Genomic DNA, 22,741 nt, shown 5'->3' on the forward strand with positions numbered 1-22,741 from the left:
GGTCCCGGCGACGTCGCGCTGCCGGGCAGGCCGGGGCCCGCGGCGGGCGCTGCCGCGGACGCGGCCGCCACGGCCACCGGGCCGGTGACGGCTGTCGCGGTGGGCGCCGCCGGTGCCGGGACGCCGGCCGCGGCGCCGGTCGCCGGCGCACCGGACAGGGTGGCCGCGGGGGTACCGGCGGCGCCGGCCGCTGCTGCGGCACCGACCACGGCTGAGGCGTCCGGCGTTCTGTGCACAAAACGCCCGGCAACCTGGGCCGCCGGGGCCGCGACCGGGGTGGCCGCGGTGCCGGTGACCGCGACGGGGCCGGCCTGGGCGGTGTCCCCGGCGGGCGGCGGCGCCGTCGCGCCCCGGAGCAGCGCCCACAAGCCGGCGGCGACGGGGTCCACGACCGGTGCGCCGGCGGGCTCCCCGGTACCGGCGGTCTCCTCGCCCGGGGCCTCGCCGGAGGTCTGCTGCCCGCTCTCGGTGCCGGCGTCGCGCACCGCACCGGCCAGGGCGCCGTCCAGCGCGGACGCGAACGGCGCCGCGCTGTCGCCGGAGCCCCCCGCCGGGGAGGCGGTGGACGCGGTCCGCGCGACGGGCGCGGCGGTGGTCACGGGCGCGGTCATCGGTAGGCCTCCGCCTTGCTCATCACGGACCGGACGTAGTTCTGGGTCTCCGGGTAGGGCGGGATGCCGCCGAAGCGGCTCACCGTCCCGGGCCCGGCGTTGTAGGCCGCCAGGGCCAGCTCGGTCGAGCCGAACTGCCGGGTGAGGGAGCTGAGGTAGCGGGCGGCGCCGTCGATGGCCGAGGACGGGTCGAGCGCGTCGACGCCGAGCCCCTTCGCCGTCGCCGGCATGAACTGCATGAGGCCGCGAGCGCCGGCCGGGGAGACGGCCGAGGTGTCGAAGCCCGACTCCTGCTGGGCGACCGCGGCCAGCAGGGCGGCCTCGACGCCGTGCCGGCCGGCGGCGCGCGCGAACAGGTCCGCGTAGGGCACCCCGGCCAGCGCGGCCGCGGCCGCCGGGGCTGCCGCAGGTGTCGTCGCCTCGGGCAGGACCCGGCGGATGACCGTGGGGTTGCCGACTGCCTGCACCTTGACGTCCTCGCCGGCCTGGGGGGCGGCGATCATCTGGCCGTTGCCGATGTAGATGCCGACGTGGTCGATGCCCGCGCGGGACGAGGAGTGGTCGAAGAAGACCAGGTCGCCGGGGCGCGCGGCGGCGAGCGAGGCGACCGCGCGCCCGGCGGTCGCCTGCTGGGACGAGGTGCGCGGCAGCTCGATGCCCAGGTTGCCGAACACGAGCTTGGTGAAGCCGGAGCAGTCCAGGCCCGTGCGGGGGTCGGTGCCGCCCCACAGGTAGGGGACGCCGAGGTACTTCCGCGCCTCGGCGACCACCGCGCCCTCGGACGCGGTGGTGGCCCCGGTGGTCACCGTGCCGACGGCGGAGGTGCCGGTGAGCCCGGCGGCGCCGGCGGCGGCGGCCCACGCCGCGGACGTCGACGTCCGCGGCGTGACCGGCTGGAAGCGGGCCTGGATCTCGGCGATCCGGGAGTGCACGGCGCTCAGCCCCTCCACGTCGTCCCCCTCCCGCTGGCGTCGGTGGCCGTCCGGCGAGCGGCGCGGCCGGTGACCAGGTCGTCGGTGGCGCGCTCCTCGGCGGCGTCGGCGGCGCGCTGCTGGGCCAGCCGGTGCCGCTCGGCCAGCCGCTCGAGCGCCTTGGCCCGGCGCGCCGCGGCGGTCCACTCCGCGCGCACCGCCTCCGCCTGCTCGGCCTGCGCCGTCGCCAGCGCCCGGGCGTCCGCGGCGTCGGTGGCCGCCGTCCGCAGCAGCACCATGGCCGCCACGAAGGAGCCGGCCGGCAGCGACCGGGGGAGCACCGCGGCGGACAGCGCCGCCTCCTGCTCGGTGGCCCGCCGGGCGGCCTCGCCGGCGGCGTTCGCGGCGGCGGCGGCAGCGGCCGCGGCCGCCCGCTCCTCGCTCCGGCGCAGCTCCAGGACCGGCTGCAGCCGGAAGGCCGCGCGCTTCACGCCGCCCTCACGATGCGCTGCAGCCACGCCCATGCCTCGGGCGCGGAGGTCGACTCACCGAGCGGCTGCTGCAGGAACGCGTCGATCTGGGGGGCGAGCTGCCGGGCGCGGTCCACCAGCGGGTCGCTGCCGGCCTGGTAGGCGCCGATCTCGATCAGCTCCCGGACGTCGCGGAGCGCCCCCAGCAGCCGGCGGACCTCGCGCGCGTCGGCCATCTGCGCCGGGGGGACGACGGTTCCGGCGACGCGGGAGATCGACTCGAGCACGTCGATGGCGGGGAAGTGCCCGGTGGTGGCGAGCTTGCGGGTCAGCACGACGTGCCCGTCGAGGATCGAGCGGGCGGTGTCGGCGATCGGCTCGTTGTGGTCGTCACCCTCGACCAGCACGGTGTAGAGCCCGGTGATCGAGCCGGTCACGCCGGTGCCGGCCTTCTCCAGCAGCTGCGGCATCATCGCGAACACGCTCGGCGGGTAGCCCCGGGTGGCCGGCGGCTCGCCCGCGGAGAGACCGACCTCGCGCTGCGCCATGGCGGTGCGGGTGATCGAGTCCATGAGCAGCAGCACGTCGCGGCCCTCGTCGCGGAACGCCTCGGCGATCCGGGTGGCGACGAAGGCGGCCTTGAGGCGGACCAGCGGGGGCTCGTCGGAGGTGGCGACGACGACGACCGTGCGGGCCAGGCCCTCGGGGCCGAGGTTCTCCTCGATGAACTCGCGCACCTCGCGGCCGCGCTCGCCGATCAGCCCGATGACGCGGACGTCGGCGTCGGTGCCACGGGTGATCTGGGCGAGCAGGCTGGACTTGCCGACGCCGGAGCCCGCGAAGATGCCCAGGCGCTGGCCCTTGCCGCAGGGCACCAGCGTGTCCAGGGCCCGGACGCCGAAGGTGAGCGGCTCGGCGACGCGGGCGCGGGAGAGGGCGTGCGGTGTCGTCGTCGCCAGGTCCACCCAGGACACGCGGCCGTCCAGCGCCGGGCCGCCGTCGACCGGCCGGCCGAGGCCGTCGAGGACGCGGCCGAGCAGCGCCTCGCCGACCGGTACCTGCAGCGGGCGGCCGGTGGCCCGCACGGGCGCGCCCGCGTGCACGCCGGACAGCCCGCCCAGCGGCATGCAGGTCAGCCGGTCGCGGCCGACGGCCACCACCTCGGCCAGCAGGGGGCGGCCGGCGGGGTCGACCTCGACCAGGTCGCCCACGGCCGCGGAGACGCCGTCGACGCTGAGCGTGAGCCCCATCGCGCCGGTGACGGCGCCGGTCACCTGTGGGCGGGCGGCGGCGCGGGCGCGCTCGAGCAGGGTCGGCGGGACGGTCATGCCCCCAGCACCGCCTGCACGCGGGCCAGCGCGGAGCCGAGCTGCGCGTCGATCCGCCGGGGGCCGGACTCGGCGATCGCGCCGGCCCGCTCCACCGACGGGTCGGCGACCACCCGGACGCTGCCGGGCAGGCCGGCGAGCGACTCCGCGGGCACCTCGGCGAGGTCGTCGGGGTGCAGCCGCACGACCGCGGGGGCGTCGTCCGGGCAGAAGGTGAGCGCCCGGCGCACGGCGTCCATCACCGGGTCGGTGGCCAGGGCGAGCTCCCGGCCGAGCAGCTCCTCGACGAGGGTGAGCGCGGTGGCGACGATCGAGTCGCGGATGTCGTCGGCGACCGGGCGGGCGTGCTCCTCCAGCTGCCGGGCGGCCGCGCCGAGGGCGGCCGTCGCGGAGACCAGCCGGCGCTCCCAGCGCGCCTGCACCTCGGCCAGGCGCTCCTGGGCCTCGCGCTCGGCCTCGGCGACGACGGACCCCGCGGCCAGCAGGCCCTCGGCGTGCCCGGCGGCGAACCCCTCGGTGCGCGCCTGGGCCCGCAGCCGGGCCAGCTCCTCGGCGTACACGTCGCCGAGGCGGAACGAGGGCCTGCTGCCGGCGACCGGCTGGTCCTCCGCCCGGCGCACCGTCGTCCGCCGCTCGACCGGCGAGGGCTGGACCGGCACCGCGGGGGTGGGGGGCGCCGGGGCCACCGCGGTCGCAGCGGGCAGCGGGCTGCCTGCCGAGCGGGCGGCCGGGACGACGGCGGCGACCTGGGTGCCGGTGGCGACCCGGGTGCCGGTGGCGCCGGCCTCCGCCACGACCTCCCGGTAGGGGCGGGCCAGCGCGGCGAGGCCGCCGCGCAGGACCGCGCCCTCCCGCGGCGCCCGCTGCCCGTCAGGCCCGGCCCATCGGCGCGGCTCCGCGCCCCGGTCCGCTCCTCGCTCGTTCCTCGCTGCGGTGCTCCCGGGGCTGTCGTCACGCAACGAAGTCATCGTCCCCGCCGCGGTTGATGGTCAGCACGCCCTGCTCCTCGAGGGTGCGGATGACCGCGACCACCTTGGCCTGGGCCTCCTCGACCGTGCGGGTGCGCACCGGGCCGAGCAGCTCGATCTCCTCGGTGAGGTTCTCGGCGGCGCGCTCGGAGAGGTTCCGCTTGATCTTGTCCTGCACGTCGGGACGCACGCCCTTGAGCGCGGTGGCCAGGTCGTTGGCCTCCACCTCCCGCAGCACCAGCTGCAGGGAGCGGTCGTCGATGGTGACGATGTCCTCGAAGACGAACATCTGCGAGCGGACCTGGTCGGCCAGCTCCGGGTCGGTGCCGTCCAGCCACTCGAGGATCGACCGCTCGGTCGGGCGCGGGGAGCGGTTGATGATCTCGACGAGGGTCTCGACGCCGCCCACGGTGGTCATGTCCTGGTGGGCCAGGATCGAGCCCATCCGGCGGCCGAGCTCCTCCTCGACCAGCCGCACCATCTCCGGCGAGGTGCGGTCCATGGTGGCGATGCGGTGGGCCACCTCGGCCTGCTGCTCGGGGGCGAACCCGGAGAGGACCTCGGCCGACTGCGCGGCCGTGAGGTGGGCCAGCACCAGGGCGATGATCTGGGCGTGCTCGTCCTTGAGGAAGGTGACCAGCTGGCGCACGTCGGCGTTGCGCAGCGAGGCGAACGGCACCTCGGTGTAGACGACGTTCAGCCGGGACAGGATGCCCTCGGCCTTGTCCTCGCCGAGACCGGCCGCCAGGATCTCGCGGGCGAACTCCACGCCGCCCCGGCCCACGAAGTGCTGGGCGGTCATGAGGCCGTGGAACTCGTTCATGACGTCGTCCACGTCGGCGAGCTCGACCGAACCGAGCTTCATCAGCTCGCGGGTGAGCGCCTCGACCTCGCGCGGCCGCAGCTGGGCGAGCAGGAGACCGGCCTCCTCCTTGCTCATCTGGGCGAGGAAGACGGCGGCCTTGCGCAGGCCGGGCATCTCCGGCTTCTTCACCGCGGCCACGGTGCCCGGCTGGATGCTGGCGAGGGTCATGCGGTCACCTCGCCGGCGCTCGGTGCCCGCACGCCCAGGGCTGCTCTGCTCATGCGTGAGCTCGCGAGCTCGCTCACGACTTGCTCTCGCTGAGCCAGCCGCGCAGCATCGCCGCGACCTCGTCGGGACGATCGCTGACCATCGCGGAGATCTCCCCCCGGACCTTCGCCCGCTCGGCCGCCTCGAGCTCCAGGGCCGCGTCGGTGGGCGCGGCCTCCTCGCGGGTGCTGGCCACCCGCAGCCGGTCGAGCTCGGCGAGCATCTCCTCGTCGAGCTCCAGCGGCTCGTAGTCCTCCTCCTCGTCGGCGCCGCGCCGGGAGCGCAGCCAGACGACGAGCACGACCAGCGCGATGCCGGCCGCGATGCCGCCGGTGCGGATCATCGACCACATCTGCTCGTTGGCCTCCGCCTCGCGGGCGGCCTCCATCGCCGCGGCGGCGTTCTCGGCCGCGGTGGCGTCGAAGGGCAGCGCGGCGACGGTGATGTCGTCCCCGCGGGCCTCGTCCAGGCCGACGGCGGTGACCATCAGGTCGGTCATCTGCGCCTGGTTGAGGTTGCCGGCGACCTCCTGGTCCATGACGACCGAGACGGTGAGCCGCTTGAGCTCCCCGGGCGCACCCTGCACGACCTCGGTGGTCTCGCCGACGGCGTTGTTCGCCGTCGTCGACTCCTTGTTGTAGGTGGAGTCGCCGCCGGCGTCCCCCGCGGCGTCGGGCATGTTCTCCGGGCCGAGGACGCCGCCGACCGGTGCTCCGGTGCCGACGTACTCCTCGGTGGTGGTCTGCTCCGAGATGGGCGGGGTGCCCTCGTCGAACTGGTAGGTCTTCGAGGTGGTGCTGCGCTCGGAGAGGTCGACGTCGGCGCGCACGGAGACCACGGAGCGGCCGGGGCCCACGACCGAGTCGAGGATCCGCTGGGCGCTGGCCGACAGTCGGTTCTCGTACTCCTGCTCGACCTGCGAGCGCGCGTCACCGGCGGCCGCGGTGACGCCGGTGCCGGCCGCGGAGAGCACCTGGCCGGTCGAGTCGGCGACGGTCACCTGGTCGGGGTCCATGCCCTGGATGCTCGAGGAGACCAGGTTGGTGACCGCCTGGATCTGCTCGCCGGCGAGCGCGGTGCCGGGCGCCAGGTCGAGCAGCACCGAGGCGGTGGGCTCGGCCTTGTCGCTCACGAACACCTCGTCCTCGGGCAGCGCCACGTGGACGACGGCGGAGTTGACCCCGGCCAGCGACTCCAGGGTCTTCGCCAGCTCGCCCTCCAGGGCCCGCTGGTAGGTCACCTGCTGCTGGAACTCGCTGGTGGTGATGCCCTGCTCGTCCAGCAGCGCGTAGCCGGTGTCGTTGCCCGCCGGCAGGCCCTGGCCGCTCATCGCCAGCCGCAGGTCGTACACCTCGTCCTTGGCGACCATGATCGTGCTGCCGCCGTCGGCCAGGTCGTAGGCCACGCCCTGGGCGTTGAGCTCCTCGACGATGGCCGAGGCGTCGCTGGCGGCGAGGTTGGAGAAGAGCGGGGCCTGGGTGGGCGTGGTGATCCAGCTGTAGAAGAAGAACCCGCCGAGGGTCAGCCCGGCGAGCAGCAGGCCGATGACGACCTTCTGCCCCGGGTTGATCGTGTCGAACGAGGAGCGGGCACGCTCCAGCGTCCCGGCGAGTGCCGACTTCATCAGATCTGCATCCTCATGATCTCGTTGAACGCGGCGACGGCCTGGTTCTTGATCGTCACGACCATCTCGGTCGCCACGCCGGACTCGGCGCTGGCGATCATGTAGTCGTGCACGTCCTTCAGGTCGCCCGTCGCGGCCTGCACGGCCAGCTCGCTGGAGGTGGCCTGCTTCGCGCGGAGCTCGTCGAAGGTGGCGGCCAGGACGGCGGCGAAGCCGTCGGCGCCCTCGGTGGCGGTCGTGCCGCGGGTGCTGCCGGCGACGCCGGTGACCGCGCCGACGCCGACGGGCGTGATGCCGCCGAGCGGGATCGTCATCAGCGCTTCCCGAGCTGCAGGGCGGCCTGGTAGGCGTTGGTCGCCCGCTCGATGATGGCGAGGTTCGCCTGGTAGCCGCGCTGGGCCATCATCATGTGGGTCATCTGGTCACCCAGGTCGATGTCCGGGTACTTCACGTAGCCGCCCTCGTCGGCCAGCGGGTGGTCGGGCTGGTAGACCAGCCGGCCCTCCGGGTCGCCGAACTCGGCGCGGGCCACCCGCACGCCGCCCTCACCGCTGCCGTAGTCCACCGCCTGCGCGACGACGAGCCGCGCCTGGAACGCGTCCTCGTCGGTGCGCCGCACCGTGTTGATGTTGGCGATGTTGTCGGCGGTGGCGTCGAGCCACTTCCGGTGGGTCATCAGCCCGGACTGGGAGATGCTCAGGGCCTGGAACATGCTCATGGTCAGGAGGTCCTCAGGGCGGTGCGGAGCGAGTTGTACCGGCCGTCCAGGGCGGTCAGCGCCAGCTGGTAGCGCAGCCCGGTCTCGGTGGCGATGACGGTCTCCGCGTCGAGGTGGACGTTGTTGCCGTTGGTGTTGGTCGGCTCCAGCGAGCGGACGGTCGTGCCGCCCGAGACGACCGGCGTGGAGCCGCTGCGGACGGCGCTGCGCAGCGACGTCTCGAAGTCGGTCCGGCCGGCGAGGAAGCCGGGGGTGTTGACGTTGGCGATGTTGTCGGCGGTGACCCGCTGCCGCTGCGCGAGACCGGCGAGGGCGGCCTTCAGGACCGACGCGGTGGCGTCGGGGATCACCGGGCGCCTGGCCGGCGGGTGGAGCAGGACACGATCGACCTCCGGGTACGCGGAACACACCCGCGAGCGGGTGCAGGGCCGCCGATCCGTGGCGATGGTGGTGCTCTCCGTGCACACCCCTCATCGGCAGCCGGCCCGTACCGGCTGACCGCGGTTCCGTCACCCGAGGGACGCCAGCCACCTGGTGGGGTGGCGGTGGCGGATGTGACCAGCGGTGGTCCCGCCTCGTCCCGGGTCGACCGGGGCGGGGGAGTTGGCACATGTCGTGCCCCTGGCCGGGAACCGGCACCGCCCCACCGCAGGAACGCACGAACGCCCCGCGGCCGGTGGACCGGCGGCGGGGCGTTCGGGGGGAGCGGGCGTCCGGGGCGCGGCGTCAGCCCGCGGCGGTGGCGAGCCGCCCGCGCCCGAGGGCGCGGGTGCGGTTGTCGCGCGCGGTGCGCCAGGCGGCGGCCCAGCGCTCGGCGGTGTGCTCGGTCAGGTGCTGGGCCAGCACCCGTTCGCGGGCCGCCGCGGCGACCTCCCGCCGGCGGTCGGCGTCCTGCACGCCGCGCGTGAGCCACTTGGCCCAGTCCTTGGGCGCCCGGGCGGGCATCCCGAGCCCGAGCCGCTCGTACTCGTCGGTGCGGGCCCGGACGGAGTAGACGCCGCGCGCGGAGTACTCCAGCGGCTTCAGCCAGCTCTTGCAGGTGTTGAACCTGTCGATGCGGAGCGGGGCGATGCCGATGTCGAACAGCTCGCCCATCCGCTCCAGGTAGGAGTCCACGTCGACCAGCCACGGCACCTCGTCCGGCTCCGCGGAGAGCCCGAGCCGGGCGCGCAGGTCCCACTTCTGGCCCAGGACGACGAGCCGGGTCGCCGCCCCCGACCGGTCCAGCGCCTGCTGCAGCCCCGAACCCATCTCCTGGAGGTCGTAGGGGTGGCCCATGACGTTGCCGGTCCACCCGATCGTCACCGTGGCGGGTTCCCGCTCGTAGGCAGGGGGGAGCTCGGCGACCCGCCGGGGGATCGCGTTCTCGATGACGACCCCGCGTCCGTGCCGCGCGTACTCCTGCAGCAGCGCCGGCGTCGACGCAGTGACCAGGTCCGCCTCGCGGGCCGCGTGGAAGGCGAACTCGCCCATGCGGTGCCGCACCAGGGCGTCGTGCCCCATGTGCCCGTAGGGCACGCCGGAGAGCAGGTCGTCGATCTCCACGACGACGGCGACACCCTGGGCCTGCAGCACGCGCATCGTCTGGAGCATCTCGACGGTCTTCGGCGTCTGGAGGACGACGACGTCCGCACCCTGGGCGTCCACCTCGGTGACCTCCAGCGGAGCGCCGTCGGTGACCTCCCGCATGGTGGTGCCGATGCCGCGGGCGACGGCGACCTCGATGCCGAGGCCGGCGTCGCTCACCGCGCGCGCCGGCTCCTCGATGCGGTAGTAGGTCGCACCCGGACCGATCGCGTGCGTGAGGAGGACGCGCATGGTGGCAACTCTTCTCTGTCTGGCTGGCGTGGGAGCCGGCGCCGGCGGCCCCGGGATCGGATCCGGGCGCTCCCGCCCTGTCATCGGCAGCCGCTGTGCCCGACCGGTCCGGTCGCCGCGGATTTCCTGCCGCGCGGCCGGGCCCGCGTCAGAGCGCGCGGTCGATGAACGACGGGACAGGTCGCTCCGCGCCGTAGGACATGCGCGCGGCCACGTCGCGCTGCTTCTGGGACTGCGTGATCCGCTCGACCAGGGCCTCGGCCACGGCGAGCTGGTGCTGGAGGAGCCGGGCGGCGCGCTCGCGCAGGTCCGGGGGGAGCGGGCCGAGCCCGCTGGGGGGCACCCAGTCGGTGGCGCGCCGGCCCCAGGCGGCGATCTCCTCGGCCCGGCCCCGGGCGAGGGTCTCCTGGGCGTCGAGGACGTCGCCCTCGAGCTCGTCCAGCGCCGCCTGCCAGTCGGCGGGCGGTTGCCGGTCGCTCGAGGTGGAGCTGCCGGAGGCGTTCGGCCGGGTGGCCGGCGTGTAGGCGCTGTGGCCGAACCCCGCCGCGGCCGAGCCGCCGACCGGGCTCACGGTCACGACGGGACGCCGGCCAGCGACGCGGCGGCCTGCCGCCACGCGTCACGCAAGGGCTCGACGACCGCCCGGCAGGAGGCGATCCGGTTGCCGTCGAACTTCAGGTTGGCCTGGACCAGCTCGCTCACCAGCCAGTTGTAGAGGGCGGCCAGGCGGGGACCGCCCTCCCACATGTCGACCTGCAGGCTGGACAGCAGCTCCAGGACGATCGCCTGCGCGTGCTGGAGCTCCTCGTTCACCCGGAGGCGGTCGCCCTCGGCGACGGCCACCTGCGCCCGCTCCAGGTCGAGGGCCAGCCGGTCGTAGAGCATGACCAGCACCTGCTGCGGCGAGGCGGTGGCCACGGCGTCACCGAGGTAGCGGGCGCGGAGCGAAGCAGCACTCATCGGGAAGGGCTCCTGAGGTGAGGGGTCGAGCGGGTCGGGCGGGTGTACGTCAGGCCGACGGCAGCGAGCTGAGCTGACCGGCGAGCCAGTTGGACTGGTTGGTCAGGCCGCTCAGCGCGGTCTCCATGGCGGTGAACTGGCGGGTGAGGGCCACCTTGCGCGCGGCCAGCCGCAGGTCCCAGTCGGCGATCCGGTCCTGGATGTCGCGGGCGAGGTTGTCCTGGCCCTTGGCCAGGGAGCTGAGGGAGCCGGTCGTCGCGTCGGACGCGGCCTTGCTGACGTCGCGGACGCGCGCGGCCAGCCCGGTCACGGCGCCGGGCTCACCGGGCACGCCGGAGCCCACCACGATGCGCTGGGCGAGGTCCGGGGTGGCCCGCAGCGCGGCGGCGAACTTCTCCTCGTCGAAGGTCACCGTGCCGTCGCGGGTGAGCTCGAAGCCGACCTGCGCCGGCGAGCCGTCCGTGCCGACCGCCTCGGAGACGGCCTGCAGCAGCTGGCCGGCGACGGAGGTGACCGCGTACTCGCCGCGGAGCGCGGCCTTGCTGCCGGGGGTGTTGTCCGTGTAGGTCTTGATCGTCGACAGCGCCTTGTTCACGGCGTCGACCAGCCCGGACACCTTCGTGGCGACGGCCTCGGGGTCCGCGGCGACGGTCACGGTGACCGGTGTGCTCTCCACCTTGCTCACCGTCAGGGTCGCGCCCGGCAGGACGCCCTCGAACGTGTTGGTCGCCGAGCGGATCGAGTAGCTCGTCGTGGTGGCGGTGTCCTCGCCGACCTTCAGCACGGCGTCCTGACCGACGGTGGTCGTGGCGAACGCCGTGCCGCCGACGGAGAAGCCCGCGGCCGCGCCCGAGGTGCTCGCGCTGATCTGGAGGGCGTACTGGCCCGGGGAGACCTGCACCGCGGAGGCCTTGAGACCCAGGGCGGTGTCGGCGTTGATCTTCGCCGCGACCTGCTCGAGCGACTCGGTGCCGTCCAGGGCGACCGTGCCCTTGCTGGCGGTCCCGTCGGCGGTCCGGATGTCGATGCTGCCCATGCCGGCGGCGGTGGTGGTGCTCGACCACCGGCCGGTGCTCGTGCTGGAGGCGGTCGTCGCCACCGAGGCGACGGTGAAGGTGAGGGAGCCGGCGGTGGCCCACGAGGCGGTGGTGACCCCGACGGAGGTCGCGGTGCTGGTGGCCTTCGTGCTGCTGAACGCATCCGGCCTGGCCAGCGACTCGGCGCTGGTGGTCAGGGCGGCGAGCGAGCTGTTGATGGTGCGGTAGGCGCTGGCGGTGACCTGCGTGTCGGAGAGCCGCGCCTTCAGCGCGTTCTGCTGCCGCGCCTCGAGCTGGAGGAGCTGGGTGATCATCGTGCCCGTGTCGATCCCGGACACCAGGCCGGTGTTGATGCTCATCGTCATGTCACTGGCTCCTGGGTCGGCGGGGTGGGGGCCAAGCGAATGAGGGGGGAGGCACGAGGGCCTCCCCCCTCACCCGGGGTGGTGCTGAGGGTCTGCGGCCTCAGCTGCTCAGCTGGTCGTCGATCAGCGGAGCAGCGAGAGGACGCCCTGCGAGGCCTGGTTGGCCTGCGCGAGCATCGCGGTGCCGGCCTGCGACAGGATCTGGGCGCGGGTGAACCCGACCATCTCCTGCGCCATGTCGGCGTCACGGACCCGGCTCTCGGACGCGCTCAGGTTCTCGATCGAGACGTTGAGCGAGTTGATGGTGCTCTCGAAGCGGTTCTGCGAGGCACCGAGGGTGGCGCGGTCGCTCGACACCTGCTTGATCTGGGTGTCGATGCTGGTCAGGTCGGCCGAGGCGTTGTACGTGCCCGAGGCGGCCAGGTTGGTCGCCACGGTGCCGATGGCCGAGGCCACGGCGGTCACGTTGCTCAGCGTGACGCTGACGGTCTCGCCGCCGTTGGCGCCGGTCTGGAAGGTCAGGCTGAGGGCCGAACCACCGGACGCCTGGAGCAGCTTGGTGCCGTTGAAGTCGGTGCGGTCGGCGATGTTGTCCAGCGCCCCCTTGAGCTGCTCGACCTCCTTGGCGATGTAGCCGCGGGCCTTCTCGTCCACGACACCGGTGTTACCGGCCTGGACGGTCAGGTCACGGACACGCTGCAGGATCGAGTGCACCTCGGTGAGGGCACCTTCCGCCGTCTGGACGACGGAGACGCCGTCCTGCGCGTTGCGGACGGCGACCTTGAGGCCACCGACCTGCGAGCGCAGGCCCTCGGAGATCGCCAGGCCGGCCGCGTCGTCGGCGGCGCGGTTGATCCGGAAGCCGGAGGACAGCTTCTCGAGCGACTTGCTCATCTGGCTGTCGGTGATCGACAGGTTCCGGTGAGCGTTGAGAGCAGCGATGTTCTGGTTGATGCGCAGACCCATGGTGTTCCTCCTTGGAAGGGGTCGTACTCGGTCTTCCCGCTGCATCCGTGCTGCGGGCCGTACAGGGAAGGTCTTCGGCCGGAGGTCGGGGGCTCTTGAGCCGAGTGGCCGATTTCTTTCCGCGGGAGAGGGTCAGGCCGTCTGCGCGGCGCGGTCCCGGACCGCCGGCCAGCCGGCCCGCGGCCGGGGGAGCGGGGCGCCGCTGCGGCCGGTCACCCGGTCGAGGTAGGCGCGCTGCTGGTTGCGGGCGCGAACGCCGCCGTCCGCCGGTACCGCCTGCCCGTCCCAGATCTCGCTCATCGCCGCATGGAGGAGGGTCAGGGCCCGGGCGCGCATCTGCGAGACCCGCGAGAGCGTCACCCCCAGGTCCTCCGCGATGTCCGTCAGCGATTCATCACCGAAGAAATTGCGCTCGATGACCTCGTCCAACCGGTCGGGCAGGGCGCGGATCGCCTCGTGCAGGTGCCGCGCCCGCTCCCCGCGCAGGACGGCGCGCTCGGGTGACTCCCCGGTGTCGGGCAGGTCCAGCGTGCTGCCGTCGGGGCCGGCCTCGGCGTCGATGCTCACCATGACCGCCCGGTGGACGTCGACCTGCAGGTGGTCGAGCTCGCGGCGGGCGATCCCCAGGCTCGTGGCGAGCTCCTCGCGCGTCGGCGGGCGGCCGAGGCTGACGGTCAGGGCATCGGCGGCCGCGTCCGTCCGGCGCGCCGCGGCCCGCACCGACCGGCTCGCCCAGTCGCCCGAGCGCAGCTCGTCGAGGACCGCGCCCTGCAACCGGGCCAGCGCGTACGTGGCGAAGGAGGCGCCGGCAGCGGGGTCGAACCGGCGGGCCACCTCCACCAGCGCCACGTGGGCGCAGGAGAGCAGGTCCTCGCGGCTCACGTGGCCCGGGAGCGAGATCCGCGAGGCGACGGCGTTGACGGCGAAGGCGGCCAGCGGCAGGTGCTCGGTCACCAGGGCGTCGACCTCCTGGGGCGAGCGCCCCTTGACCGGGTGCGGTACCCGGCCGCCCTGGGGTCGGTCACGCAACGGCCGGTCGTGTGCGGCGCGCTCACGCAGGGGTCGCTCGGTCGCGAGGGCACGGACTGGGGTCACGTCCGTATCTCTCGGCTGTCCCGGACGAGGTCGGCACCACCGGTCGGCACAAATCCGCACGGACTTGAGCGCCAGTTCGGTGCTTCGGCTCAACCCCCTCCGAAGGGGTGCCGATGGCAGCACCGACGGCGGTGCCCGGCTCCCTGGCCGGGGCGACCGCAGGCACGAGCGAGACGACGGAAGGCGGTGGGCACGTGGACTACCAGCACCTGTCGACGCTGCTGTGGCGGGAGCAGGAGCTCCTGGACCTGCTGCTGTTCAAGGCCGAGGAGAAGCAGTACCTCATCCTCTCCGGCAAGACCCGCTGGCTGGCGCGCATCGCGCACGAGATCGAGGTCATCCTCGACCAGCTCCGCACCCTCGAGGTGGAGCGCTCCGCGGCGACCGAGGCGATCGCGGGGCGGCTCGGGCTGTCCGCCGACCCGTCCCTGCGGCAGGTCGCCGAAGCGGCGCCCGCGCCCTGGAACGACCTCCTCGCGCAGCACCACGAGACGCTGCTGACCCTCATCACCGACCTGCGCAGCCTGTCCGACGCCAACCGGGAGCTGATCGAGGGCGGCCTCTCCGCGATCGGGGACGCGCTGCTGCGGACGCGGACGTCCGCGACCGGGACCTACGGCGCGAGCGGCCGGCACGCCGACGGCGCCCACCGCGCGGTCACCCTGGACGGAGCCCTCTGACGTGAGCACCTTCAGCCTCCTGAACACCGCGACCACCTCGTTGTGGGCGCAGCGCCGGGCGCTCGACGTCACCGGTCAGAACATCTCGAACGTCAACACCGACGGGTACTCCCGGCAGCGCGTCGACATGCGGGCGATCGGTGGCAGCGCCGTCCCGGCGTTCTACTCCACCGGCAGCGGCATCGGCGGCGGGGTGAACGCCGACGAGGTGACCCGGATCCGCGACGCCTTCCTGGAGGGGCGCGGGCACACCGAGCACGCGAACAGCGCGCAGCTGACGGCCGAGACCGACACCTTCGAGCTGGTGGAGCAGGCGTTCCGCGAGCCCGGGACGACCGGGCTGCAGAACCTCATGGCCGACATGTGGCGCGGGTGGCAGGACGTGGCCAACAAGCCCGAGGACCCGGCCGCCCGGGGCCAGGTGCTCAAGCGGCTCGAGACGCTCGTCGGCGGCCTGCACTTCAGCGCCGCGCAGCTGGACGGGCAGTGGGAGCAGACCCGCGAGAACCTCGGTGTCCTCGTGGACGACGTCAACGCCGCGGCCGCGACGATCGCCCAGCTCAACACGGCGATCCTGCGGGCGTCGCAGAGCGGCCAGCCGGCCAACGACCTCACCGACCAGCGCGACCTGCTGGTCATGAAGCTCGCCGACCAGGTCGGGGTGTCGGTCCGGCCGCGGGACGGCGGGGTCGTCGACGTGCTCGTCGGCAGCGTCGCGCTGGTCTCCGGCGGGACGGCGTCGAAGCTCGCGGTGCAGGGGACCATCGACCCGGCCGGCACGGCCGGGGACCCGCCGCGTGTCGTCACCGCCGCCGGCAACCTGGCGATCACGGTGGGCGGCACCGCCGGGGGCCAGCTGCACGCGCTGAACTCGATCATCCCCACCTACCGCACCGAGCTCGACGGCGTCGCCGCGTCGCTGGCCACCGCGCTGAACACCGCGCACGGCGAGGGCTACGACCTCGACGGCGGACAGGGTGGCGCGCTGCTCGGCTCCTCGGGCGGACCGGTGACGGCGTCGTCGATCACCGTGGCGCTCACCGACCCGCGGAAGCTCGCGGCGTCCTCCATCGGCCCCGGCACGCCGAACCTCGACCGCGGCAACGCCGACAAGCTCTCCCAGCTGGGCAACGGCGTGGGGTCGCCCGACGCGGCCTACCGGACGATGATCGTCGAGCTGGGTGTGCAGTCGGCGGTCTCGCAGCGCAACCTCGGCATCCAGTCGGTCATCACCGGGCAGGTGGACGCCGCCCGGGAGTCCGTGGCCGGGGTCAACCTCGACGAGGAGATGACCAACATGCTGTCCTTCCAGCACGCGTACTCGGCCGCGGGCCGGCTGGTCACGGCGATCGACGAGATGCTCGACGTCCTGATCAACCGCACCGGCCGCGTGGGGCTGTGATCTGAGTGCGCATCACGCAGAAGGCCGTCGCGCTCACCAGCCTGCAGGGCCTCAACCGCAACCTCGACACCTTCGGCAAGCTGCAGGAGCAGCTCACCTCGGGGAGGCTCATCAACGCCCCGTCGGACTCGCCGACCGGCACCAACAAGGCGATGCAGATCCGGTCGGAGCAGGCCGCCGTCGAGCAGTTCGCCCGCAACATCTCCGACGCCGACAGCTGGCTGTCGATCACCGACTCCACGCTGCAGAACATGCTCGAGGTGACCCGGCGGGTCCGCGACCTCACCGTGCAGGGCGCCAGCACCGGCAACTCGTCGGAGGCCAGCCGGCGGGCGCTGGCGACGGAGGTCGCGTCGCTGCGGGAGAGCCTCCTGGGCCTGGCCAACACGACGATCCAGGGGCGTCCCGTCTTCGGCGGGGTGACCACCGGGACCACCGCGTACAGCGACGCCGGCGCCTACCAGGGCATCGGCGGGGCCGACGTCCTGCGGCGCGTCTCCTTCACCGAGGAGGTCCGCGTGGACCTGACCGGTCCCGAGGTGTTCGGCCCGGCGGGGGCCGACCTGTTCGCGGTGGTCGCCCGGATCGCCGACGACCTGGTCGACGACCCCGCCGCGCTCGACCAGGGCCTGGTGGACCTGGACGCCGTGATGGAGCGGATGCTCGGCGGGGTCGCCGACGTCGGCGCACGGGCGGCCCGGGTCGAGCGGGAGCAGCAGATCAACACCGACCTGGCGCTGCGGCTGGAGACCCAGCTCGGTGAGGTCGAGAACGTGGACCTGCCCGGCACGATCATGCGCCTGCAGATGCAGCAGGTCGGCTACCAGGCCGCGCTGCAGGCGACCGCGAAGGCGATCTCCCCGACGCTGATGGAGTACCTGCGGTGACCGCCGCCCTCGCCGACCAGCCCTCGGTGACCGCACCCACCCCGCCCCCGGTCCAGGTGCTGTCCTTCACCGAGCCGGTGCCGGGGTTCCCCGGGTACCGGGACTACGTGCTGGTCGCCGGGGACGGCTCCGGGTTGCTCTTCTGGCTCCAGGCGGTCGCGCCCGACGGCCCCCGGTTCCTCGCCGTGCCGGCGGGGGAGTTCTTCCCGGGGTACGCACCGGTGGTGCCGGCCGCGGTCCGGGCGGAGCTGGGGCTGGCCGACGTCGCCGACGCCCGGGTCTACTGCCTGGTCAGCGTGCCCGGTGGCGACGTGGCCGAGGCGACGGCGAACCTGCGGGCCCCGGTCGTGGTCGCCCCCGCGACGCACCGGGCGCGGCAGGTCGTGCAGACCGACGGCTCTCTTCCCCTTCGGCGGCGCCTGCGCCGATAACCTCAGTGCGCCGCGTCAGGACGCGGCCAGGACGCCCGTCCCGGCGGGCGGCGCCACGGACGGCAACCACACACACCCACGGAGGGGTACACGTGCTCACACTCACGCGCAGCGTCGGCGAGACGATCCGGATCGGCGACGACATCGAGGTCCACGTCGTCGAGGTGCGCGGCGGCACCGTCCGCCTCGGCTTCAAGGCGCCCCGCGAGGTGGCGATCCACCGGGAAGAGGTCTACCGGCAGATCGCCGAGGCCAACCTCCTGGCCGCCCAGGTCACCGCCGACACGCTCGGGGCCCTGGCAGCCTTCGCGCCGGCGCCGGCGTCCGACCTCCCCGCCGACGCGGCCCCCGCCCCGGCCGACGCGGCCCCGGCGGAGGGCAGCCCGCCCCGCTGAGCGGCAGAACTGCACGGTCGCCGGGGGATCGCCCTCGGCAAACCGTGCCAATCTGACGGGGCCGTTGGCTGACGGACCTGCGACACGGGCAACTATTGCCGAAGCTTCCGCGTCACAACTGCGCTGGACACAGCGAGTTGTGTGCCGTGTCCGCTGCGTGCATGCGGCAGATTCCTCCTCACGCAAGTGACAGGGGGCGATCAAGATGGCACGCAACGCATTCACCGCTTCGGTGGCGGGGGACCAGACCGGCGACCAGGAGTCCGTGGTGGTCCACGTGCAGCTGCGGCCCCGCCGGGGCGCCACCCGCAAGTGCCTCGCGGCGCTCGCCGCGCTGGCCGCCGAGCACGAGGACGTCGTCGTCGCCGTCACCGGCCTCAGCAAGGACGACCGCGTCGTCCGGGTGACCGTCGGCGTCGACCTCGGTCCCCGCGCGGCCGTCGCCCGGTTCTCCCCGCAGGCGCAGGCGGCGTACGCCTTCGTGTCGGCGGTCTTCACCTCGCTCTACGACCACATGCCGGTCTACACCGCCGAGCCCAGCGCCGCGGAGCGCGCCGCCGCCGCGGCCCTGCTCGAGCACGCCGCCGCCGGTGCCGCCCGGTCGGACGGCCTGCCCGTGGAGGCGATCGAGTCGCTGCCCGGCACCCCGGCCGCCCCGCTCGTCCCCTCGCCGCGCCGACCCGGCCCGGGGGAGCGCATCCCGGCCTGACGGCCTCCCGCGCAGTGCGGGGTGCCGGCCGCTCGGCACCCCTCTTCTTCCCCGTAGTGCCCAGGAGTACCGATGCCCGACCGCATCCCCGCCCCGACCGCCACCTCCACCGACGACCGGGCCCGCGCCCGGCAGCCCCTGGTCTTCGGCGGGATCCCCGAAGCCGACGGCTGGGCCCTCGCGCCCATCACCCCCCGCGACCGGGTGCACTTCCGCGTGGACCGCGAGCTGCCGCTCGACGAGTTCCGCCGGGCGCTGCCCGACGGCGTGACGGTCAGCTACGACCAGGGCGACGGCCTCTACCGCGTGGATGGCGCCTGCGGGACCGCCGCCGTGCTGGCCGACTGGGTGAAGGCCTGGTGCGCGGGCCGCGGCACCACCACCATCGGGCTGCGCGCGGAGACCGACGTCCGCCGGCGCGCCCCGCGCGACCTCCCCCCGGCGTTCCTCGACGACCTGTGCCGGCACTACGGGCCGGTCAGCCTCAAGCGCCTGCAGCGCAACATGAGCACGATCCGCCTGCACCTGCCCGATCCCGACGACCTCGGGCAGCAGGTCTACGAGTGGATCCTGAAGGCCGTCGCGCAGTACGACGAGACCAAGTCGGTCCCGTTCGGCGCCTTCCTCGCCACCCAGCTCTCCAAGTGGGTGCACGACCTGGGCCGCAACGCCCACGGGCGGACCGCCGCCGACACCGAGCACAAGCAGCAGAAGGCGATCGCCGCGTTCACGGCCGAGCACCAGCGGCGGCCCAGCGAGAAGGAGCTGGCCGCCTTCATGGGGCAGAGCGTCGCCACCCTGCGCCGCAACTCCCAGACCGTCGCCACCCTCAACGGGCTGCGCAACCTCCAGTCGCTGGACGGCGCACCCGAGGCCACCGAGATCCTGCTGCCGGATTCGTCCGAGGCGCCCGACGAGATCATGGGCGAGGCCGAGCAGACGCTGCTGTCGCACGCCCTCACCGCCGCGTGCGCCCCCGACCCCGACGCGCGCCGCGACCAGCGGGCCGGTCAGCCCAACGTGCTCGGCTGGGCGACCTGGTACCTGACGACGTGGGGCGGGCGCACCAAGACCCAGCTCTCGGCCGACCTCGGCACCTCCGTCCGGAACATGAACGTCTACGCCGACCGCGTGGAGAAGGGGCTCAAGGACCGGCTGGCCGAGCTCGCCGACTGAAGAAGGACCTCCCTGAAGGGAGGCCGTCCCGGATCCCGCGATGCCGCACGTCCCGTGCGGGGTCGCGGGATCCCGGCGTCCCGGGGGCGGGGCCGGACGCGGCGCTGCCCGGCCATTCGATACGGAAAAGGCCCTGTCACAGGGTCGATCGGGCCACGAGCCTGCCGATATCCACTCCGTGACCCCCCGCCCGAGGACCCGCCACCCGGCCTGCCGGCCGTGGGTGCGCAGGCGGGCCGGGGCGGGACGCCGGGAGGGTGCCCGGTGAGCGCGCTGCCCGCCGGTGACGCCGGCTCACCGGTGCTCGTCCCGCACTGGCTGGACGCCTCCGCCCGCGAGGAGCTCGCCGCGTCGGTGCGCGGCGCTCTCGACGGCTCCCCGGGGCACCCGGTGGCGACCATCCACCTCCAGGACGTGCTGACCGAACTGCACGTGGCCGCCGCCCGCGAGGCGGTGTGGCCGGCCTCCACCGCGCGGGTGCGCCTGGCCACGGGGTGGGACGAGGACGTGCTGCCGATCCGGCTGAGCCCGGCCGAGGTCGGCGCCGTGCTGGCGCTGCCGGCCCTACCCCCCCGGCTGCACGCGCTGCTGGCGTCCGGGGGGCGCCGGTGAGTCCCGGCTCCTTCGGCGCCACCACCGCGTCGCGGGGGATGCTGCGCCGGTTCCGCGCTGAACCCGTGGACGTCGCCGACCTGCACGACGTGGCGGCGCAGCTGCTGCCCAGGCTGGCGTCGGCCCGGCTCCACCTGGGCCTGGTCCGGCGCCCGGGCGCCGGCACGGTGCTGCACGTCGAGGAGGACGAGCGGGTGCAGCGCGTCCCGCTGGCCGATCTCGCCGACGACATGAGCCGGGCGGGCGTCCCGGGCACGACCGCGGGCATCACCGCGGCCCTGCGCAGCTGGGTGGAGCGCCGCCCGGTGACCGACGCGGACGCCGCGGCATCGGGGATCGCCGTCCTCGACTGGGCGGATCCGGCCGAGACCGCGGTGGGCTGGAGCGTCGTCGTGGTCCGCGGCGACCTCGCGGTCGCCTGGGCGCCCTCGCCGGCGGCCCGGGCGGCGGAGCTGCACCGGGTGCGCTCGGCGTCGACCGGCCGGGCGCACGAGGTGCCGCTGCAGCTGCGGGTCGAGGGGCCGCTGGCGCTGCTCTCGCACCGCACGGTGCCGGTGCTCGCCTCGGCGGCCCTGGTCGCCCCTGAGCTGGTGCACCAGCGGATCTCCGCGACGGGGCTGACGCTGCCGGACATGCACGTGGTCGTGACACCGCACCGGCCGGTCGCCTGCGCGGGCCCCGGGGTCGCCCGGCGCCTGGCGGGGGAGACCGGCGAGGCGAGCGTGACGCTGCCCTGGCGCGCGCTCGTCGACCTGCCCTGGCTCTGACCGGCTCCTCCCTCAGGAGATGTAGCCGAACTCCCAGTGCCACGGCTCGGGCTTCTCCCCGCCGGGCCGGGCCCAGTCGGGCTGCACCCAGCCGAAGCGGGCGGCGTTCGCCGTCATCCAGTCCCACTGAGGGGTGCGGGCCACGTTGACGCCCCCGCCCAGGTCGATCGCCAGGGCCCACCCGTGGTTGGAGGTGCCCGGCGTGGCGGCGAGGGCAGGCTTGGCGATGGCGGCCGCCACCTGGGCGCCGAACGAGCGGTAGGAGTCGGTGATGCGCAGCGGCGTGCCGAACTCCGCGGTGTAGGCGGCGTCCAGCGCCGCGTAGGCGGCGGCCGCGTCGCACCGCAGCGCGTGGCCGCCCACGCCGAGCCGGCACAGCGCCTCGGCGGGGATCCGGCCGTTGGACCACCCGCCCCACCGCGGGTCCACCGGGCCGGGCTCGGGCAGCGGCGCACCGCACGCGCCGGTCGCGCCGCCGGGAGGGAGCGCCGGGTTCGGTTCGGCCGGGCGCGGCAGGGTGACCCGCACCGCGGTCGACCCCGCCGGCATCGACGTGACGACCACCTGGAACGACGCGGCCGACGCCCCGGCGACCTCGCCGTCCCCGAGGTAGATGCCGACGTCCTGACCACCGGGGGCGAAGACCAGGTCGCCGACCTGCACGCCGGTCACCGGGACCGGCGCACCCGAGGCCCACTGGCCACCGGGGTCGCCGGGCAGCGCGTAGCCGGCCAGCAGCCAGGAGGCGGCCGTGAAGCCGCCGCAGTCGTAGGTCTCGGGGCCGGTGGTCCCGGGCACGAAGGGCTTGCCCAGCTGGGAGAGGGCGTTGCTCACCGCCGCGACGGTCTCCGCCGGCAGCACCGTCACCGGCTCGCTGCCGATCACGGCCCACGCCACACCGGGGACGGGCTGGCCGTCGGCGTCCAGCGCCGGGGACAGGCCGGCGGGGAAGGTCGCGGGGTCGGTCAGCGCGGCCGCCGGCGGCGGGGCGACGCCGGCCGCGGCGAGCCGGCCGAGGTACTCCTGCCAGCGCCGGGTCGCGGCCTCGTTGCGCTGCTGCTGCGGCCCGGCCGCGGGGGCGGCGCCCAGGCCGGCGAGCCGGCCGGCGACCTCGGCGGGCAGGCCACCGGCCTCGTCGCGCACCGCGGCGAGCACCTCGGCGGCGCGCTGCTCGGCGGCGGACAAGGCGGCGCGGGCGTCCTCGACCCGGGTGGCCGCGGCCCGCAGCCGGGTGGCGGTCCGCTCGGCCCGCGCCACGTCGCCCTCGAGCGCACGCCCGGCCCGGTCGGCTGCCGCCTGCCGGGTGAGGGACGTCGCCGCGCTGCCCGGCCGGCCGAGGTGGAGCCCGAAGGCGGGGTACCGGCTGGTCGCATCCGCCCGGTACAGCTGCGCGGCGCCGGAGCCGACGGCCGCCTGCCGGGCGGCGAGCTCCGCGCGGACCGCCTCCTCGGTGGCGAGCGCTTGTTCCAGCCGGGCACGGCGCCGGTCCGCCTCGTCGGCGAGCTGCTGGTAGCGGTCGGCCTGCTCGAGCAGCGAGCTGCGCGCGGTGAGCGCGAGCGTGGTGGGGTCCGGGGCGGACCCGCCGCGCTCGGTGGGCTGGGCGGCGGGCAGCAGCACCGCGAGCGCGGCGGGGAGGAGCAGCGCGCTGGTCGCGACGACGCCGAGGCGCGTCGACCAGCGGGAACCGGTGCGCGGGGCGCGCTCACGGGTGCGCCGGGAGCGGGCCGGGGCTCGCCGGG

At 74.8% G+C, this 22,741-nt stretch carries 25 protein-coding genes and 1 pseudogene; 9 read left to right on the top strand and 17 right to left on the bottom strand.

Features of this window, described 5'->3' with window-relative positions:
* The 16 genes and pseudogenes from E9565_RS16455 to E9565_RS16530 all read right to left on the bottom strand — a co-directional run.
* A pseudogene (locus E9565_RS16455) lies at positions 1-611 on the bottom strand (hypothetical protein); the annotation flags it as partial.
* Positions 608-1,561: a transglycosylase SLT domain-containing protein gene (locus E9565_RS16460; RefSeq protein ID WP_236828078.1), complete on the bottom strand. Its 954-nt coding sequence runs from the start codon at positions 1,559-1,561 to the stop codon at positions 608-610. The pseudogene E9565_RS16455 and the gene E9565_RS16460, both read right to left, overlap by 4 nt.
* A complete protein-coding gene (locus E9565_RS16465) occupies positions 1,549-2,013 on the bottom strand; it encodes a flagellar FliJ family protein (RefSeq protein WP_236835924.1) in 465 nt (154 codons plus the stop codon). The genes E9565_RS16460 and E9565_RS16465 overlap by 13 nt, the downstream gene beginning before the upstream one ends.
* Entirely contained in the window at positions 2,010-3,320 is a 1,311-nt protein-coding gene (locus tag E9565_RS16470) for a FliI/YscN family ATPase (protein ID WP_236828076.1), read from the bottom strand. Before E9565_RS16470 ends, E9565_RS16465 begins: the two co-directional genes overlap by 4 nt.
* Positions 3,317-4,279 carry a FliH/SctL family protein gene (locus E9565_RS16475; RefSeq protein ID WP_236828075.1) on the bottom strand — a complete coding sequence of 321 codons (963 nt, stop codon included), beginning with the start codon at positions 4,277-4,279 and terminating at the stop codon, positions 3,317-3,319. Before E9565_RS16475 ends, E9565_RS16470 begins: the two co-directional genes overlap by 4 nt.
* Positions 4,272-5,321 carry a flagellar motor switch protein FliG gene (gene fliG, locus E9565_RS16480; protein ID WP_236828074.1) on the bottom strand — a complete coding sequence of 350 codons (1,050 nt, stop codon included), beginning with the start codon at positions 5,319-5,321 and terminating at the stop codon, positions 4,272-4,274. The genes E9565_RS16475 and fliG overlap by 8 nt, the downstream gene beginning before the upstream one ends.
* A 73-nt stretch (positions 5,322-5,394) precedes the next feature.
* The gene (gene fliF / locus E9565_RS16485; RefSeq protein ID WP_236828073.1) at positions 5,395-6,984 is read right to left on the bottom strand and encodes a flagellar basal-body MS-ring/collar protein FliF; all 1,590 of its coding nucleotides are present in this window, start codon (positions 6,982-6,984) and stop codon (positions 5,395-5,397) included.
* Positions 6,984-7,298: a flagellar hook-basal body complex protein FliE gene (gene fliE / locus E9565_RS16490; RefSeq protein ID WP_236828072.1), complete on the bottom strand. Its 315-nt coding sequence runs from the start codon at positions 7,296-7,298 to the stop codon at positions 6,984-6,986. Before fliE ends, fliF begins: the two co-directional genes overlap by 1 nt.
* Positions 7,298-7,702 carry a flagellar basal body rod protein FlgC gene (locus tag E9565_RS16495; RefSeq protein ID WP_236828071.1) on the bottom strand — a complete coding sequence of 135 codons (405 nt, stop codon included), beginning with the start codon at positions 7,700-7,702 and terminating at the stop codon, positions 7,298-7,300. The genes fliE and E9565_RS16495 overlap by 1 nt, the downstream gene beginning before the upstream one ends.
* Before the next feature lie 2 nt (positions 7,703-7,704).
* Positions 7,705-8,052 (bottom strand): flagellar basal body rod protein FlgB, encoded by a 348-nt coding sequence (locus E9565_RS16500; protein ID WP_236828070.1) that lies wholly within the window; start codon positions 8,050-8,052, stop codon positions 7,705-7,707.
* A gap of 376 nt (positions 8,053-8,428) precedes the next feature.
* The gene (locus E9565_RS16505) at positions 8,429-9,520 is read right to left on the bottom strand and encodes a glycosyltransferase (protein ID WP_236828069.1); all 1,092 of its coding nucleotides are present in this window, start codon (positions 9,518-9,520) and stop codon (positions 8,429-8,431) included.
* 148 nt (positions 9,521-9,668) lie between these two features.
* The gene (locus E9565_RS16510; protein ID WP_236828068.1) at positions 9,669-10,091 is read right to left on the bottom strand and encodes a hypothetical protein; all 423 of its coding nucleotides are present in this window, start codon (positions 10,089-10,091) and stop codon (positions 9,669-9,671) included.
* A 2-nt stretch (positions 10,092-10,093) separates the two neighbouring features.
* Positions 10,094-10,480: a flagellar export chaperone FliS gene (gene fliS, locus E9565_RS16515; protein ID WP_236828067.1), complete on the bottom strand. Its 387-nt coding sequence runs from the start codon at positions 10,478-10,480 to the stop codon at positions 10,094-10,096.
* 49 nt (positions 10,481-10,529) lie between these two features.
* Positions 10,530-11,882, bottom strand: a complete 1,353-nt coding sequence (gene fliD, locus E9565_RS16520) for a flagellar filament capping protein FliD (protein ID WP_236828066.1) — start codon at positions 11,880-11,882, stop codon at positions 10,530-10,532.
* A 123-nt stretch (positions 11,883-12,005) separates the two neighbouring features.
* Positions 12,006-12,848 carry a flagellin gene (locus E9565_RS16525; RefSeq protein ID WP_236828065.1) on the bottom strand — a complete coding sequence of 281 codons (843 nt, stop codon included), beginning with the start codon at positions 12,846-12,848 and terminating at the stop codon, positions 12,006-12,008.
* A 132-nt stretch (positions 12,849-12,980) separates the two neighbouring features.
* On the bottom strand, positions 12,981-13,877 hold the full coding sequence (locus E9565_RS16530; RefSeq protein WP_236828064.1) for a sigma-70 family RNA polymerase sigma factor: 897 nt from the start codon (positions 13,875-13,877) through the stop codon (positions 12,981-12,983).
* 179 nt (positions 13,878-14,056) lie between these two features.
* Between E9565_RS16530 and E9565_RS16535 the strand changes: the two genes are divergently transcribed.
* The 9 genes from E9565_RS16535 (at position 14,057) to E9565_RS16575 (ending at position 21,002) form a co-directional block, all read left to right on the top strand.
* Entirely contained in the window at positions 14,057-14,623 is a 567-nt protein-coding gene (locus E9565_RS16535) for a flagellar protein FlgN (RefSeq protein ID WP_236828063.1), read from the top strand.
* 1 nt (position 14,624) lies between these two features.
* Positions 14,625-16,025: a flagellar hook-associated protein FlgK gene (gene flgK / locus E9565_RS16540; protein WP_236828062.1), complete on the top strand. Its 1,401-nt coding sequence runs from the start codon at positions 14,625-14,627 to the stop codon at positions 16,023-16,025.
* 5 nt (positions 16,026-16,030) lie between these two features.
* Positions 16,031-16,912 (top strand): flagellar hook-associated protein FlgL, encoded by an 882-nt coding sequence (gene flgL, locus E9565_RS16545; protein WP_236835925.1) that lies wholly within the window; start codon positions 16,031-16,033, stop codon positions 16,910-16,912.
* A complete protein-coding gene (fliW, locus tag E9565_RS16550) occupies positions 16,909-17,343 on the top strand; it encodes a flagellar assembly protein FliW (protein ID WP_236828060.1) in 435 nt (144 codons plus the stop codon). The genes flgL and fliW overlap by 4 nt, the downstream gene beginning before the upstream one ends.
* Positions 17,344-17,435: 92 nt before the next feature.
* Positions 17,436-17,738: a carbon storage regulator CsrA gene (csrA, locus tag E9565_RS22680; RefSeq protein ID WP_308113160.1), complete on the top strand. Its 303-nt coding sequence runs from the start codon at positions 17,436-17,438 to the stop codon at positions 17,736-17,738.
* A 205-nt stretch (positions 17,739-17,943) separates the two neighbouring features.
* A complete protein-coding gene (locus E9565_RS16560) occupies positions 17,944-18,447 on the top strand; it encodes a hypothetical protein (protein ID WP_236835926.1) in 504 nt (167 codons plus the stop codon).
* 72 nt (positions 18,448-18,519) lie between these two features.
* Complete coding sequence (locus E9565_RS16565) at positions 18,520-19,623, top strand: flagellar biosynthesis protein FliA (RefSeq protein WP_236828058.1); 1,104 nt, start codon at positions 18,520-18,522, stop codon at positions 19,621-19,623.
* 264 nt (positions 19,624-19,887) lie between these two features.
* Positions 19,888-20,235, top strand: coding sequence for a hypothetical protein (locus E9565_RS16570; protein ID WP_236828057.1), 348 nt, complete (start codon positions 19,888-19,890; stop codon positions 20,233-20,235).
* Positions 20,232-21,002: a hypothetical protein gene (locus E9565_RS16575; protein ID WP_236828056.1), complete on the top strand. Its 771-nt coding sequence runs from the start codon at positions 20,232-20,234 to the stop codon at positions 21,000-21,002. Before E9565_RS16570 ends, E9565_RS16575 begins: the two co-directional genes overlap by 4 nt.
* Before the next feature lie 12 nt (positions 21,003-21,014).
* Here the strand turns inward: E9565_RS16575 and E9565_RS16580 are convergent.
* The coding region (locus tag E9565_RS16580) for an NlpC/P60 family protein (RefSeq protein WP_236835927.1) at positions 21,015-22,741 on the bottom strand (1,727 nt) is incomplete at its 5' end.

Origin of the sequence: Blastococcus sp. KM273129 (assembly GCF_021698995.1) — a bacterium.
Classification (GTDB): domain Bacteria; phylum Actinomycetota; class Actinomycetes; order Mycobacteriales; family Geodermatophilaceae; genus Blastococcus.